Raw genomic sequence first — 14380 nt, 5'->3', positions numbered from 1 at the left:
TCTCCATCAAAGCTCCAGCATTCAATTCCGCGTCCAGATCCACGTTTGGGTTTACGTCTATCTGTTCGCCAAACAGGACAGGGCGAACATCGATGATGCCGAATTGCACGCATTTCGCTGGATTAGCGCCGGTAGGCGCCGCCAAGTCGGCTAGTCAGATGGCATCGTTTCAAAGTGGGGGTCGCTTCTGGATGGGTCGATGAAACCGAGCAATTGAGGGTCGTCGAGGAAAACATCGATGTCGTGAGTACCCTGACCGTGAAACTTGACAGCCGTGCAAATCGGATAATTGCGCCATCATTTCAATGGTGTAGACGTCCGAATGTCATGTCAAGCTCATGCTGCCTTTATGGCTTGCGACAACGGTTCCCAACAGCTCACAGATGCAATTTTAGATATGCTTTCGAGGCGAGAACGCCCGTTAACCTCCTGTTAACTAAAAACTTCTTGCTGGATTGTCCGAATCGGGCATTAATCACGCTTGAAGTGACAATCATGTCAGAAAAGCGTTATTCTGGAAATTGCCGATTATGAATTTGATGCCCGATCACGGCTTGGAGTTCGATTTCGACGAGGAGATTCTCGAACAGGGAGAGCTTATCTCGGACAAATTGAACATGCTGCGGCTTGAGCAGTATCCCCCAAATGCGATGAAGGGGCTACGGCAATTTTCGTCGGTCGAGGTCGCGGATTTTCTCGGCGTCACCCAGAATCATATTAAAAAGCTGCATCTCGAAGGCAAGGGCCCCGCACCTGAGGTTTCCTATTCGGGTCGTCGTTCATACACGGCTTTGCAGATGCTCGAGTTGCGTCAATACCTCGACAAGCATGGCCGTTCGGACTTCAAGCGCTATGTTCCTCACCGCCGTCAATGTGACACACTGCAAGTCATCTCCGTCGTCAATTTCAAGGGTGGCTCCGGCAAGACAACAACAGCTGCCCATCTAGCTCAATACCTCGCTCTGACAGGGCACCGCGTTCTTGCAATTGACCTTGATCCGCAGGCTTCCCTGTCAGCTCTGCATGGCATTCAGCCTGAACTCGACAAGAATCCCTCGCTCTATGAGGCACTCCGATACGACGAGCACAAAAAATCAATCAAGGAGATTATTCGGCCGACCAATTTCCCGGGATTGGACATCGTGCCAGCCAATCTTGAACTGCAGGAATATGAGTACGACACTCCATTAGCCGCTTCTAGCAAGAATTCACCAGAAGGGCGCTTGTTCTTCACACGCATTTCTGCGGCGCTCAAGGAAGTTGACGATCGCTATGACGTGGTTGTCATAGATTGCCCACCGCAGCTCGGTTACCTAACGCTCACATCTCTGACAGCTTCGACGTCGGTGATCATTACCGTGCACCCGCAGATGCTCGATGTGATGTCGATGTCTCAGTTCTTGCTCATGCTAGGTGGCATCCTGCAGTCCATCAAGGGGGCTGGGGCAGCGGTGAAGCTGAAGTGGTTCCGTTATCTCGTGACTCGATATGAGCCGACCGATGGTCCTCAGGCCCAGATGGTTGGTTTCCTGCAAGCACTTTTCAACAAGCGCATGCTCAAGAACCAAATGGTGAAGACTACGGCCATCTCAGACGCGGGCATCACGAAACAGACACTTTACGAGGTCGAGAAAAGCCAATTCACGCGATCAACATATGAGCGGGCGATTGAAAGTCTGAACGCGGTCAATTCCGAGATTACATCACTTATTCATAAGGCATGGGGGCGGAAGTGATTGTTTTGACAGCCGTGCAGAACGACAGTTTTGGAAGCAATCTCAAAAAGATGAGAGCAGGTCTGAGAGGACAGAATGGCTAGAAAGGACCTTCTGGCAAGCGTAACCGCGTCACTTACACGGGAACAGCCAGTGCATTCGGCATCGCAGGCTAGGTCTGACTACGCCAAGCGTGGTGCGTCGCGTTCTATGATGCAGTCACTGGACGAACTGGCCGAGAATTCAGTGCGGATGCTCGATGGAGAAACCGTGGTGGCGATTGACCCCAAGGATCTCGATGGTTCGTTCATTGCTGATCGTATAGGGGAGGATGACGCAGAATACCTACAGCTCAGACAAGCCATTCGTACATCTGGCCAGTCGACACCGATCCTTGTGCGACCGCACCCCCATGATATAGGCCGCTACATGATTGTATTTGGCCATCGACGGGCAAAGGTCGCTCGCGATCTCGGCATTAATGTCCGAGCGGTCGTGAAGCGCTTGGCTGACATTGAGCATGTCATCGCACAGGGCCAAGAAAATACTGCTCGAGCCGACCTGTCGTTTATCGAGAAGTCGTTGTTCGCACGGAAGTTGATTGAGAGCGGTATGACAAAGGATACTGTCAAATCAGCTCTTACAGTCGATGACACGCTGCTGTCTCGGATGCTGTCGGTCGCTGAGACGGTTCCCGAAGCGGTGCTGAGTGTCGTTGGGGCCGCAAAGGGTGTTGGCAGGGATCGTTGGGAAGAACTCAAAAAACTAGTTCAGATTCCAGCCAATGCTACTAAAGCGATCGAGTACGTTCAAACCCAGGAGTTTGCAGCAGGTCAGGTGAAGGACGAAGTCTTCAACCTGCTCCTCAGTCATCTGAAATCATCCAAGACACCCAAGAAGCCAAAGGTTGCCCTCGCACCCAAAGCCTGGGCTCCTGCCGACAAATCACTGAGCGTTGCGATTAGAGGGACACCAAAGAAAGCTTCGATAATAGTCGAGGCAGCTTACGGTCTCCGTTTTGCTGAGTTCATAGCAGGCCAACTGGAGGGTCTTTATGAGGCCTACAGGAAGCAGGAAAAGGAAACCAAGGGAGACTAAAACCGCAAAAGAAAAAGGCCCCCGACGGCGAACCGTGGAAGCCCTTCTCGATCTTTAGCAAGCCGAGAATCTCATTTCCGCGAATCAGTGTCAAGCGTTTTAAGCGTCGATTCGGCGGACGGATTTCTTTTGCCTAATTGAAGGCGAAGGAAGAAATGGAGACGGGTATTGCAACGACGCCCTTTGGGCGGCGGCCGATGTCGCTTGCCATGCTGGCAGCGCAAAACGACTCACGTGAAATCCCCAAGGGCAGGGTTGTCGACAAGTGGCAGATCTACCGCAACCTCTGCGAAGGCAAGAGCATCGTCGGCATCGGCGATCGCGCTCTGGCCGTTCTGAATGCGTTGCTGTCATTTTACCCGGACAGTGAGTTGAGCGAGGAGAACGGGCTCATCGTCTTTCCCTCGAACGCCCAGCTGTCGCTCAGGGCGCACGGAATGCCCGAGCCCACGGTCAGGCGACACCTGGCGGCTCTTGTGGACTGCGGGCTGATCATCCGTCGGGATAGCCCGAACGGCAAGCGTTATGCGAGGAAGGGGAGGGGAGGGGAGATTCAGGAAGCATTCGGCTTCTCCCTGGCACCCCTGCTAGCCCGTGCTTACGAGTTCGAGGCGGCGGCCGAGCGTGTTCGTGCCGACAAGCGGGCGCTCAGGCTTATGCGCGAGCGGATCACCTTGCACCGCCGTGACATCCACAAGCTCATCGAGGCGGCCCTTGACGAAGATGTTCCGGGCGACTGGGGAGGCCTGTGGAAGCGTTTCCGCAGCGTTGTGGAGGCAATTCCGCGCCGAGCCTGCACTGCCGAGCTCGAACCGATCGTAGCCGATCTTGCCGCATTGCATGACGATGTGGATAAGCTGCTGGAAACGCATATGAAATCCACGAATTCGAGCGGCAATGACTCTCAAAACGAGCGGCAGCAATCTGATTCAGATACCGACTCTACTTTTGAATTTGAACCTGCTTTAGAGAAAAGCGGGGCGACGGCCGAGCCCAGGACGAGGACCCCAGAGGCGCCGAAAACATACCCGCTGGGGATGGTGCTGAAGGCCTGCCCCGAAATTGCGGACTACGCCGTCGACGGGATCGGCAATTGGCGCGATCTCATGATAACCGCCGCCCAGGTGCGGGGATATCTAGGTGTTTCGCCGTCAGCGTATGAGGAAGCCTGCCATGCGATGGGTCAGGAGACCGCGGCGGTGGTGATTGCCTGCATTCTGCAGCGGGCACAGCACATCAATTCCGCCGGCGGCTATCTTCGGGCGCTGACTGATAAGGCCAGGGGAGGGACTTTTTCGGTCGGGCCGATGCTGATGGCGGCGCTCAAGGCCAACGGCGCCACAGCAAGGATGACGGGATGATGATCGCCAAATCCCGCAGCTTATCGCTTTGCGCCCAGCCGCCTGCCTCCGGAAGAAAAGAGTTCAGCCGATGACCACCACCGCCACCGCCGTCTCAAAAAACTTCGGCGCCTATCAGGATGCCGCGGTTCGCGACCCTGTCATCATCACCAAGAACGGCCGGCCGCGCACCGTGCTGCTGGCTTACAAGGATTTTGTCCGGCTGTCGAAGCGCGACCGGGCGATCTGACCGCGGAACTCAGCGCCGACGAAATCGCCGCCGTCGAAATGGAGCCGGGCCTTGACCATCTCAACGGCGAGCTTCCTCCGGCAGGGGTCTGACAGCAAAAAATGCTGCCGGCTGAAAACAAGGTCGGTCACGTCGTCCGTTATTCGTATCTCTGGCATTGGCAACACCGCGAGGGGCGCGAGGAAGCCGACACAAGGACCGGCCATGCTGGTGCTAGCGCTGGTCGCCATGTAGGAGGACGGCTCCCCGGTCGTCCGCGCCCTGCCGATCACCCGTACACACCGTCCGATCCCGATGATGCCATCGAGATCCCGGCCGCGGTCAAACAGCGCCTGCGGCTTGACGGTGAGCGGGCGTGGGTCGTTTTGACGGCACCAACGTCCAGACAGTCGATCTGATGCATTTCGAGATAGGCGGTCGGCGCTGGAAATAGCTGGAGGGCGTCCTTCCATCCGAATCCGACGCTAGGAGTGGTCTTGCCAACCTGACGCGGTCCGAGGAGCGTCACGGCGCGCATGTTGTCCAGCGATTCCGTGAGTTACGGTCGTGACGCGGCGCCCAATCATCCTTGCAATTGTGGAGTGCAACTCCTATTTTGCAAGGAAGAATCGGAGCTCACGCCGCGTCGGCTGCTGCGGTCGAGCGTTTCAGCATGGCGATCAGATCATCCGGAAGCACCACCTCTTCTGAGGCGGGTGCGGCGTGTTTGTTGCGCCTGCCGGCCATGACCGTCGCGATATGCTTGTTCTTGCCCAGCGCGCATTTCCGGGTTTTGGTCGACGAGAGAGACAGCATCTCCTCTAGAAAGATCAAAACGAAAGGCTACGGTTTATCGTTCGTTTTTAACTGTCGACGGGCACGGCGGCTTTCGGCCATTTTCGTTGCCAGAAGCGCCGCGATGATTCATGCTGTCGACGATGATTCTGCGCCCGAAACTGCTTCGCCATGCACCTGTGGTCGTCACCGGTGCAGCCCCGGCTGCGCTGGCCACTCCCGTGCCGACCTGGCTGCGCGCCGCGGCGGCCGGTCCGGACTCGATTGAAGACGCTGCGTTTGCCGCGGCCGCGGCGCTGACCGCCCTCGATGCGGTGGTGCGCCGGCAGGAGAGATGGGCCGGCGCCTGGCGGCAGCGCCTGGCACTCGCGGCAGCGGCGGCAACGGCCAAACGCGCCGGCCGGGTCGAGGACCAGACGGCGCTGCGCGACGCGCTGCTGCTCACCCGTCCCGGCGACGACGTTGGACCCGCCGGCCGTATGCTGCTTGCCTGGCGAACGCTGGCATCTCGTCCGGTCGCCACGTTGGTCAGCGAGGCGGTGTTGGTCGATGTCGCCGCGGATCTGGGGAGCGCGCTTGACGAGGCGGCGGCCGGCCAAATCGGTGACGAAATCCAGGCGACGACTGGCGCGGTCGGTAATGCAGTCGCTGGCGCGGTCGACGCGATCGCCGTCCTCGAGCGTCATCACAGTCGCGCCGTGCGTGAGCTTGGACCGTGGCTTGCCGACGCTGTTCTGGCCGACCGGCTAGGGTGGGCACATGCGGTGCCCCTGTTCGGCTTGCACCCGGTGGCGGGCGGTCGTCGGTCACCACATGCCGAACGGCAATCCGGTCAGCCGTCCCGGCAACGCATTTGGGCGGCTTATGCGCAGGCGGCGCTGCAGGCGATGGATCTTGCGGCCGAGCTCGGCCGCCGCGCCGACCGCCTGCTGGCTGTCGCCCCAAAACTGCGGGCGAAAGGGGCGGACACTGTCGTCGAGAAGCTGCTGTCCGACGACGCGATCGTCGCATCCGAAAAGATCGCCGGCATGAGCGACCGCGGCCTGCGCCGCCTGTTCGACCGGCTGATCGAACTTGGCGCCGTGCGCGAGCTGTCCGGCCGTCCGACCTTCCGCATCTACGGGCTGTGAGACCATGGAGCAGGCGAGGGGAAGAAGGGCCAAGGAGCGATCAGACGATCACCTGTTCGACCGCGAACTGGATCACCTGCCGCCAGAAGTGCGTTGGCGCGAATGGATGAACCGCGTCGAAGCAACCATCTTCGCCGCCAGCGAACCAGTCAGCCGCGAGGTGCTTGCCCGCATCGTCGGCAAGACCTGCAGCATCGACCTCTTGATCGACGACATCCGCGAGGAGCTGCGGGGCCGGCCCTACGATCTGGTCGCGGTCGCCAGCGGCTGGAAGCACCTGACGCGGCCGGCCTATGCCGACGCCATCCGTACGGCCGTCGGCTCTAGCGAACGCGCCGTCGACCTCACGCAATCCGAAGTGCTGGTCTTGATGTGTATTGCCTTCTTCCAGCCGATCACGCGCGCCGAACTGTCGTCATTCTTCGGCAAGGAGATCAGCCGCGACCTGATCGGCAATTTGCGCTCCTTCGGCCTGATCGCCTCCGGCCCGCGAAGCCCAACGCCAGGCGCCCCTTATACCTATGTGACGACGAAACAGTTCCTGCTGGAATTCGGGCTTGAAACCTTGCGCGATCTTCCCGACTTCGAGGCTCTCGAGGATGCGGGGCTGCTGTCGAAGGAAAAGCTTCTGGCTGGCGACATCATGCCGGGGTTTTCCGCCCCCGGCGAGAGTGATGACTACGCCGACGAATAGAGCACCTGTGCCTGGCCGGACGACCGCCATCGTCACCGCAACTTCTCGAGCGATATGACGGCGAGATCGATTTTCCCCACGAGGTCCCTCAACGGCGCACAATCCGGATAGTGTTGCATCAGCATGGACTGTGCGAGGCGGAGGTCCTCGATGTGTTGTTCACCAGCTCTTGGCGTTCCTCCGGCGGAATTCTCTCCGTATGTCGCTTGGCACTTAATTGGGTTCTTCCTCACTTTGTGTGGTTCATCCGCTGTTAGTGGCGCTGTCGCTATGGGCGGGCATGCGAACAAAATCGAAATGGTCACCCGGCCCAGGGGTCAAGATTCTGGGTGTCGCGCTCGCTGTTGATGACAGTTGGGTTGTTTCAGCTGCCGGATCCGCGATCGGCATTTGCCCCGATTGTGGTCGGCGAATCCGAAGTCGGCATGGCTGGTCCAACCGTCACCTCCAGGATCTGCCAGTCCAGGGCAAGCCGGTGACGGTGAAGCTTCTGCTGCACCGCTGGCGATGCTCATATCGCAAATGTGAGCGACAAACGTTCACCGACCGGCTGCCGATGATCGCTGCTCCTTATGCGCGCCGGACGAGAAGGGTCGGGGAGATTGTTGGCCTGCTTGGCCACAGCACTGGCGGCCGTCCTGGCGAGCGCTTGATGCAACGGCTCGGCATGCCGGTCAGCGACGACACCATCCTGCGGCAGTTAAAGCGGGATGCCACGGTCGCTCACCGCAACTCCGAGGTCCGGGTGGTCGGCATCGATGACTGGAGTTGGCGGCGGGCGACAAGCTACGGGACCATCGGGGTTGATCTCGAGCGCCGCTCGGTTGTCGACATTCTGGACGATCGGAGCGTTGAGAGTGCGGCCAAGTGGCTGCGGAGCCATCCTTCGGTCGAAGTCGTCAGCCGGGACCGCTGCGGCCTCTATGCGCAGGCTGTTCGCGAGGGCGCACCACAGGCGCGACAGGTTGCCGATCGATTTCACCTGGTCCAGAATCTTCGCTCGGCCATCGAAGAACAGATGAGCCTTTCTGGACGTGCCACCGGCAGGGCCATCCTGTCGGACGACGCAATCGTCGACGCTGCGACACATCGCCGGCGCGCCCGTCTCGCGCATAGGCAATCTCGTCAGGAGATACTCGAAAAGCTCCACGCTTTGCGCGACGAGGGACTGTCGTATAGCGAGATCGCCCGCCGGACCGGCTATGAACGTCGCAGCGTAGCGAATTGGCTCAAGTTCAAGGCTCCGCCAGACAGGCGGCGCGCAGCATTGAACCCCACATCACCTTGGTATTTCGAAGCCTTCCTCGCCCAATGCTGGAAGGATGGGAACCGCTGCGGACGGCACCTGTTTCATGACGTCAAGCAGCGCGGCTACACTGGCAGTTTCGCCAATCTGGAGCGGCTTCTCGGAGCCTGGCGGCGGGCCGAAAGAGAGCAGGCCGTTGATGTACCGCCCACCACATTTAAGTCGGAGCCGGTTCGAGATCCGGACACCGGTCATGCGATCTCGCCAGTGGTTGCCGCGGCGCTGTGCATCAAGCCGCGAGGCCTGCTGACAGAACGGCAGGCAAGAAGGTCGATGTCCTGAAGCAGGGATCTGATGCTTTCGCAGAGATGCGCCGCCTGGCGATGCGCTTCAACGGCATCCTTCGCGGCAAGAGATCGGCACCACTGGACGCGTGGATCGACGATGCGATCGACTCCGAACTCATTCCGATCATGCGGTTCGCCCGTGTTTTGCGCAGAGACACCGATGCCGTCAACAACGCCATCGAACTGCCCTGGAGCAACGGACAGGCCGAAGGCCAGATCAACCGGCTCAAGACCCTCAAGCGCGCAATGTACGGCAGAGCAGGTCCCGAACTGCTGAGAGCAGGCATGCTGCCGCCGCGCCACGCAAAGTGAGGAAGAACCCAATTAAGTGCCAAGCGACAACACGATCGGCTGATGCTGGCCAAAAACCAGATGGAGCGAAAACTCCGCGACCGCCGCGCCAGCTTCAAACTGTCCGACGTGGTCGAATTCGTGCTGTCGCGGCCGCTCGTCTCGGCTGGCATGATCCAGGAGCGGCTAAAAGTGACAAAACAGGGGGCGCTCAACCTCGTCGGCGAGCTCGGGCTGCGCGAGATGACAGGCAGGGGAAGGTTTCGCGCTTGGGGCGTCGTGTGATGTAGCTGGCTGAAAAAACTACACGAACTTTACGGAATTATCGAACTTGACGAACTTGCGCTCTGTAACCATTGGTGACAGCACGAGGTTATCATCATGGCCGCTCCAAAGCGCAGCAATCATAGCGGGTCCGCGTCGCATGCGGGAGTCGCGACCCTGAGCTTCACGACAAAGCTTCCGGCACAGGCAGACTTCAAAAAGGTATTGCTCGAACGCTATCAGGAAGCGATCGCACGCAGCCACAAAATCGGCCATCGCGTATCGTTCCGGGTAGAGGTCGACCCCGCCGCCGGCGCGCAGACGATCACGCCGGTCGAGGAGCAACCGGTCGATACCTTTCCCGTCGAAGACACGGGCCAGCCCGATGCCGAACTCGAGGCGGCTCTTGCCGAAGCGCGCGAACGTGGCCGCAAGCGTGTTGCCGAAATTGTCGCCGGCGAGGACATGCTGAGCGCGGATGCCTTTGCCAAGCTGCTCGGCACATCGCGGATGACGGTCAACGCCAAGCGGCAAAGCGGACAGGTGCTCGGGATCGATGGCGCCAAACGCGGTTTCCGCTTTCCTGTCTGGCAACTCGACAAGGACGGTCGTCCCTTCGGCGCATTGCCGGCACTCCATGCAATGTTGGGCAACAGTGCCTGGGCCGTCTATCGGTTTCTGGCGTCGCGCCATGGCGCCCTCGATGGGCGGACGGGCCTTCGAGCCCTTCAGCAAGGCGATGACGTCTCGGTGTTGGCCGCGGCGGAAGGCATGGCCAGGGGCGATTTCGACTGAATGCCCGGCGTTCCACCTCCACCCGATTTCGCGGCCGCAAAGCTCGAAATCGAGACCATACCGCGGGGTCGGACGTTCGGTCGGATCTACTGGAGCACCTATCCTGATCCATTGGGGTACGGGAAGTCGCCGAGCCGGTTCAGCGATCCTCGACGCCGTCTTGACGCCAACCGGTTTGGCGTTCTTTACCTCGGTGACTCCCTGAAGGTGTGCTTCCTAGAGGCCGTGCTCCGCGACCGCCGCGAAGGAACCCTTGACGATCTTCCAATAGAGGAGGTGGAGCCGACGGCGCTATGCGGAGATCGCGACCACGACAGACCTACGCCTGGTCGATCTCAGAGGCGACAGTGCCGTTCGGATGGGTGTGCCGACCGATGTCGTTCGGGCACAGCGCCAGAACCTGGCACGCCGGTGGTCACTGGCGTTTCACCAGCACCCATCTGAGCCTGACGGGATCATTTATCCCTCGCGCCTCAACGGTGCAACCAATCTCGCCATTTACGATCGGTCGATAGGAAAGCTTCAGCCGAAGCGTGTGGTGACGCTTCTCGGGGCGCTGGGATTGGCTCAGGTTCTGGAGGATTTCAGGGTGGGGTTGGTGTGAAGATGCAGCACGTATCCGTACCGCTTGGCGAAGATGGCTATAGCGCCAGAAGCGTCCACTAAGCCGGAGCAACGGAACGACCGGTGTGGGGCCGGAGAACGAACATGACGTAATCGCGGGAGCGGTGGCCACCAAAGCTGTGGCGGCGATGTTCGGAGCTCTAGCCGGCTGGCTGTCCCCCGATAGGATGAAGAACGGGCTCACGATGGACACCGGGCCCAGGCATCGAACGGAGGACAGCCATGGAGCAGTATATCGGTCTCGACGTATCCATGAAAGAGACGGCAATTTCGATCCGGCAGGACGGCAAAAGGATGTGGCGGGGCAAGTGCGCGTCCGACCCGCAACTACTCGCGGCGCTGATCCGCAAGCGCGCACCCGATGTGCGGCGGGTCGTATTCGAGACGGGACCGCTGTCGGTGTGGTTCTACCATGCGCTGACGGCAAAGGGGCTGCCGGTGATCTGCATCGACGCGCGGCATGCCAAGGCCGCGCTTGACATGGCCGCGAACAAGACCGATGCGAACGATGCCGATGGCCTGGCACATCTGGCCGAGGTCGGCTTCTACCGAGAGGTTCGAGTCAAAGGTTTCGACAGCATGTTGATCCGCACGCTGATCACCGCGCGGCGCCAGCTTCTCAAGATGCGTTTGCAGATATCCAACCAGATCCGCGGATTGATGAAGACGTTCGGCCTTGTCGTGCCCAAGGGCGCCGGCAGCGTGTTCGAGCGCAACGTTCACGACCTTCTGCAGGGCGAAGCAAAGCTGGCGCGCATCGTCGTGCCAATGCTTCGAGCATGGAGTGATATTCGATACCAGATAGCAGAGCTGAGCAAGCAACTGGCCGCGATGGCTCGTGAAGACCAGCACTGCCGTCTGCTCATGTCGGTGCCCGGTGTCGGCACCGTCACAGCCACCGCCTTTGCCGCGGCCGTGGAGGATCCGGCGAACTTCAGAAACTCGCGCGCCGTGGGCGCATGGGTAGGCCTGACCCCGAGACGCTACCAGTCCGGCGAGGTCGATAATGACGGACATATCTCGCGCCGTGGCGACAATCAGTTGCGCGGACTGCTATATGAGGCGGCCGCGGTCATCCTGAACCGGTCGACGGATACCAGCACTCTGCGAACCTGGGCGTTGGAGCTCAAAGAACGGCTCGGCTTCAAGCGAGCGGCCGTGGCCCTGGCGCGCAAGCTGGCAGTGATCATGCATACGATGCTCCGGACGGGCGAGCTGTTCGATCCGCGCGGAGGAACGCCCGCCGCCGCCTGATCCTGCAGACGCTCGACTACGACGATTTCTTCAGGCCATTCAACCAATAGCGTTCTTACAGGACGCACCGAGCCGTCCCTGCCGGGACGTGGCTGAGATCATTCCGCGAAGCGGGAAGCAACTGCTTCGTTAAGCAGATTGCGCAACGAACATAGGAAGATCTCACCTGCGAAACTCATCCTGCGGCGATCTTTGCATCGACCGCGTAGACGACCCTGTACCCGGCATACGAACGAACGAGCATGGACAGAAAGGACGACTGCCTTGCACTCACCCCCTTGACGGCCGAGCGATTAGACGACCCGCTGCGCGGGATGGGCGCGCACGGTGAGGTAGAGGTCACGATCCGGTTGCCGCGCCCGCATTGAGCGTCGTTCGGCGGGGGCAGAGCATCACAGGCTTCTTCAACAAGGAGCCTGACCATGCCCCATCCTGTTCTCGATGCACCGATCAGTCCGCTGCGCCAGCGGTTGATTGACGACATGACCATGCGCCGGTTCAGCCAGGAGACGCAGCGCAACTACGTCCGCGATGTCGGGCGGTTCGCAAGCTTCCTTGGCCGATCGCCGGACACGGCGACAGCGGATGACTTGCGCCGGTTCCAGGTTGGGCAGCAGGAAGACGGCGTTCCCGTGCCGACCATGAACAGCATTGTGTCGGCGCTGCGCTTCTTCTTCACCCACACGGTCGACCGCCCGGACCTGGCGCGCAAGCTCGTCCGGTTGGCACACCCGCGCAAGCTGCCGGTGGTCCTGAGCCGAGACGAGGTTGCCCGTCTCCTCAACGCCACCACCTGCCTCAAGCATCAGGCCGCGCTCTCGGTCGCCTATGGCGCGGGCTTGCGCGTCGCGGAGGTGTCGACGCTGAAGGTCGCCGACGTCGACAGCGAGCGCATGCTGCTGCGCGTCGAGCATGGCAAGGGCGGACGGTACCGCAATGCCATGCTGTCGGCCGACCTGCTTACTCTGCTGCGCCAGTGGTGGAAGGTCGGGCGGCAGCAGGGTGTCATGCACCGCGATGGCTGGCTGTTCCCCGGACAGCATGCCATGAAGCCGATCAGCACCCGGCAGCTTCACCGCATCGTCGTCGAGGCGGCACAGGCCGCAGACATCGCCAAGCGGGTCGGGCCGCACACGCTGCGCCACAGCTTCGCCACTCACCTTCTGGAAGACGGCACCGACATTCGGGTGATCCAGGTCCTGCTTGGGCACGCCAAGCTCGACAACACCGCCTTCTACACAAAGGTCGCGACCCGCACGGTGCGCACGGTCACGAGCCCGCTCGACAAGCTTGGCCTGTTCAAGGAGGCAGAGATCTCGCCCGACGGCTGAGCCGTGCGTGCCTCTGTCGAGGTCGCCGACATCTTCCGCGTTGCGGGCCCCGCGTACCGCACCGCCCATGCAGGGCACCTGAGCCTCGCCCAGCTCAAGGTCATGTCGGCGATCGAGCATTGCCGCACCGCAGCCCTTGGCGGACACGTCGAGGCCTGCGCGGACTGTGGCCATTGGCGCATCGCTTACAACAGCTGCCGCAACCGGCATTGCCCAAAGTGCCAGGGCGCGGCGGCGCGAACATGGCTCGCCGAGCGGGAAGCCGACCTGCTGCCGGTAGGATACTTCCATGTCGTCTTCACGCTGCCGGCCGAAGTGGCCGACATCGCCTTCCAGAACAAGGCGACCATCTATGACCTGCTGTTGCGTGCGGCGTCGGAGACGATGCTGACCATCGCCGCCGATCCGAAGCATCTCGGCGCGCGCATCGGCATCACCGCCGTCCTCCACAGCTGGGGCTCGGCGCTGACGCATCATCCGCACGTCCACATGATCGTGCCGGGCGGCGGCATCGCGCCGGACGGGAAGCGCTGGATATCGTCGCGGCCGGCCTTCCTGCTTCCGGTGCGCGGGCTCGGCAAGCTGTTCCGCCGGCTGTTCCTAGCCCGGCTGCTCGCGCTGCATGACGGCGGACGGCTTGCCTTCTTCGGATCGATGGCGCACCTCGCCGATAGCCGCGCATTCCTGCGACACCTGTCGCCGATCCGGAAGAAGCGCTGGGTGGTCTACGCCAAGGCGCCCTTCGCCGGGCCGGAAGCCGTGCTCGCCTATCTGTCCCGCTACACGCACCGGGTAGCGATCTCGAACAGCCGCCTGATCGCCTTCGACGAGAGCGGCGTCACCTTCCGCTACAAGGACTATCGCCGCGACGGCGCCGATCGCCAGCAGGTCATGACGCTCGCGACCGACGAGTTCATCCGCCGCTTCCTGCTCCACGTCCTGCCGCATGGCTTCCACCGCATCCGGCACTATGGCCTGCTCGCCGGCTCCGCCCGCAAGGCCAGCATCGCACGCGCCCGCGAACTGCTGGACGTCGCTGCGCCGCCCGAGACCGACACCTCGGAAGAGTCGGCTGACTTCCGCCCGTCCTGCCCTTGCTGCGGCGGACGCATGATCGTCATCGAGACCTTCGAACGGTGGAGACAGCCGCGCGGACCGCCTAACACCACCGCAGCGAACCGGGAGACCACTCCATGATCCGGCATGGGCTACTCCATTCTTCAGTCG

General features: G+C 61.0%; 13 protein-coding genes and 4 pseudogenes. 16 read left to right on the top strand and 1 reads right to left on the bottom strand.

The genetic code is table 11. From position 1 onward, the window contains the following. Nucleotides 1-46: 46 nt before the first annotated feature. The 6 genes and pseudogenes from NKH36_RS26525 to NKH36_RS34915 all read left to right on the top strand — a co-directional run. Nucleotides 47-145, top strand: a pseudogene (locus NKH36_RS26525) (type II toxin-antitoxin system RelE/ParE family toxin); the annotation flags it as partial. A gap of 385 nt (nt 146-530) precedes the next feature. After that, entirely contained in the window at nt 531-1736 is a 1206-nt protein-coding gene (gene repA / locus NKH36_RS26520) for a plasmid partitioning protein RepA (protein WP_352965128.1), read from the top strand. Nucleotides 1737-1811: 75 nt separating this feature from the next. Further along, nucleotides 1812-2813 carry a plasmid partitioning protein RepB gene (repB, locus tag NKH36_RS26515; RefSeq protein ID WP_352965126.1) on the top strand — a complete coding sequence of 334 codons (1002 nt, stop codon included), beginning with the start codon at nt 1812-1814 and terminating at the stop codon, nt 2811-2813. A 155-nt stretch (nt 2814-2968) separates the two neighbouring features. After that, the gene (repC, locus tag NKH36_RS26510; RefSeq protein WP_352965186.1) at nt 2969-4174 is read left to right on the top strand and encodes a plasmid replication protein RepC; all 1206 of its coding nucleotides are present in this window, start codon (nt 2969-2971) and stop codon (nt 4172-4174) included. Between the two features lie 70 nt (nt 4175-4244). After that, nucleotides 4245-4495: pseudogene (locus NKH36_RS26505) on the top strand (type II toxin-antitoxin system Phd/YefM family antitoxin). A 9-nt stretch (nt 4496-4504) separates the two neighbouring features. Then, nucleotides 4505-4774, top strand: a pseudogene (locus NKH36_RS34915) (plasmid maintenance toxin (PemK-like)); the annotation flags it as partial. Between the two features lie 244 nt (nt 4775-5018). Here the strand turns inward: NKH36_RS34915 and NKH36_RS26500 are convergent. Then, a complete protein-coding gene (locus NKH36_RS26500; protein WP_502912116.1) occupies nt 5019-5198 on the bottom strand; it encodes a hypothetical protein in 180 nt (59 codons plus the stop codon). 110 nt (nt 5199-5308) lie between these two features. Between NKH36_RS26500 and NKH36_RS26495 the strand changes: the two genes are divergently transcribed. The 10 genes and pseudogenes from NKH36_RS26495 to NKH36_RS26450 all read left to right on the top strand — a co-directional run bounded on the left by NKH36_RS26495 (nt 5309) and on the right by NKH36_RS26450 (nt 14350). Beyond that, nucleotides 5309-6307 (top strand): DUF1403 family protein, encoded by a 999-nt coding sequence (locus NKH36_RS26495; protein ID WP_352965125.1) that lies wholly within the window; start codon nt 5309-5311, stop codon nt 6305-6307. A 4-nt stretch (nt 6308-6311) separates the two neighbouring features. Beyond that, a complete protein-coding gene (gene scpB, locus NKH36_RS26490; RefSeq protein ID WP_352961185.1) occupies nt 6312-7001 on the top strand; it encodes an SMC-Scp complex subunit ScpB in 690 nt (229 codons plus the stop codon). Between the two features lie 280 nt (nt 7002-7281). Then, nucleotides 7282-8906: pseudogene (locus NKH36_RS26485) on the top strand (ISL3 family transposase). Nucleotides 8907-8948: 42 nt separating this feature from the next. After that, on the top strand, nt 8949-9170 hold the full coding sequence (locus NKH36_RS26480) for a helix-turn-helix domain-containing protein (protein WP_352961187.1): 222 nt from the start codon (nt 8949-8951) through the stop codon (nt 9168-9170). A gap of 96 nt (nt 9171-9266) precedes the next feature. Continuing rightward, nucleotides 9267-9944, top strand: coding sequence for an XRE family transcriptional regulator (locus tag NKH36_RS26475; protein WP_352961189.1), 678 nt, complete (start codon nt 9267-9269; stop codon nt 9942-9944). Beyond that, a complete protein-coding gene (locus tag NKH36_RS26470) occupies nt 9945-10388 on the top strand; it encodes an RES domain-containing protein (protein WP_352961191.1) in 444 nt (147 codons plus the stop codon). It abuts the gene before it with no gap. Next, a complete protein-coding gene (locus NKH36_RS26465) occupies nt 10270-10548 on the top strand; it encodes an RES domain-containing protein (RefSeq protein ID WP_352961259.1) in 279 nt (92 codons plus the stop codon). Before NKH36_RS26470 ends, NKH36_RS26465 begins: the two co-directional genes overlap by 119 nt. 242 nt (nt 10549-10790) lie before the next feature. Then, nucleotides 10791-11822 (top strand): IS110 family RNA-guided transposase, encoded by a 1032-nt coding sequence (locus NKH36_RS26460; protein ID WP_352961193.1) that lies wholly within the window; start codon nt 10791-10793, stop codon nt 11820-11822. Nucleotides 11823-12244: 422 nt separating this feature from the next. Continuing rightward, a complete protein-coding gene (locus NKH36_RS26455; RefSeq protein WP_352961195.1) occupies nt 12245-13153 on the top strand; it encodes a tyrosine-type recombinase/integrase in 909 nt (302 codons plus the stop codon). Nucleotides 13154-13156: 3 nt separating this feature from the next. Beyond that, complete coding sequence (locus tag NKH36_RS26450; RefSeq protein ID WP_352961197.1) at nt 13157-14350, top strand: IS91 family transposase; 1194 nt, start codon at nt 13157-13159, stop codon at nt 14348-14350. The last annotated feature ends 30 nt before the right edge of the window (nt 14351-14380 follow it).

The organism is Mesorhizobium sp. M1312, assembly GCF_040318115.1.
Lineage (GTDB): Bacteria > Pseudomonadota > Alphaproteobacteria > Rhizobiales > Rhizobiaceae > Mesorhizobium.
This window is presented reverse-complemented; position numbering and strand designations above follow the sequence as displayed.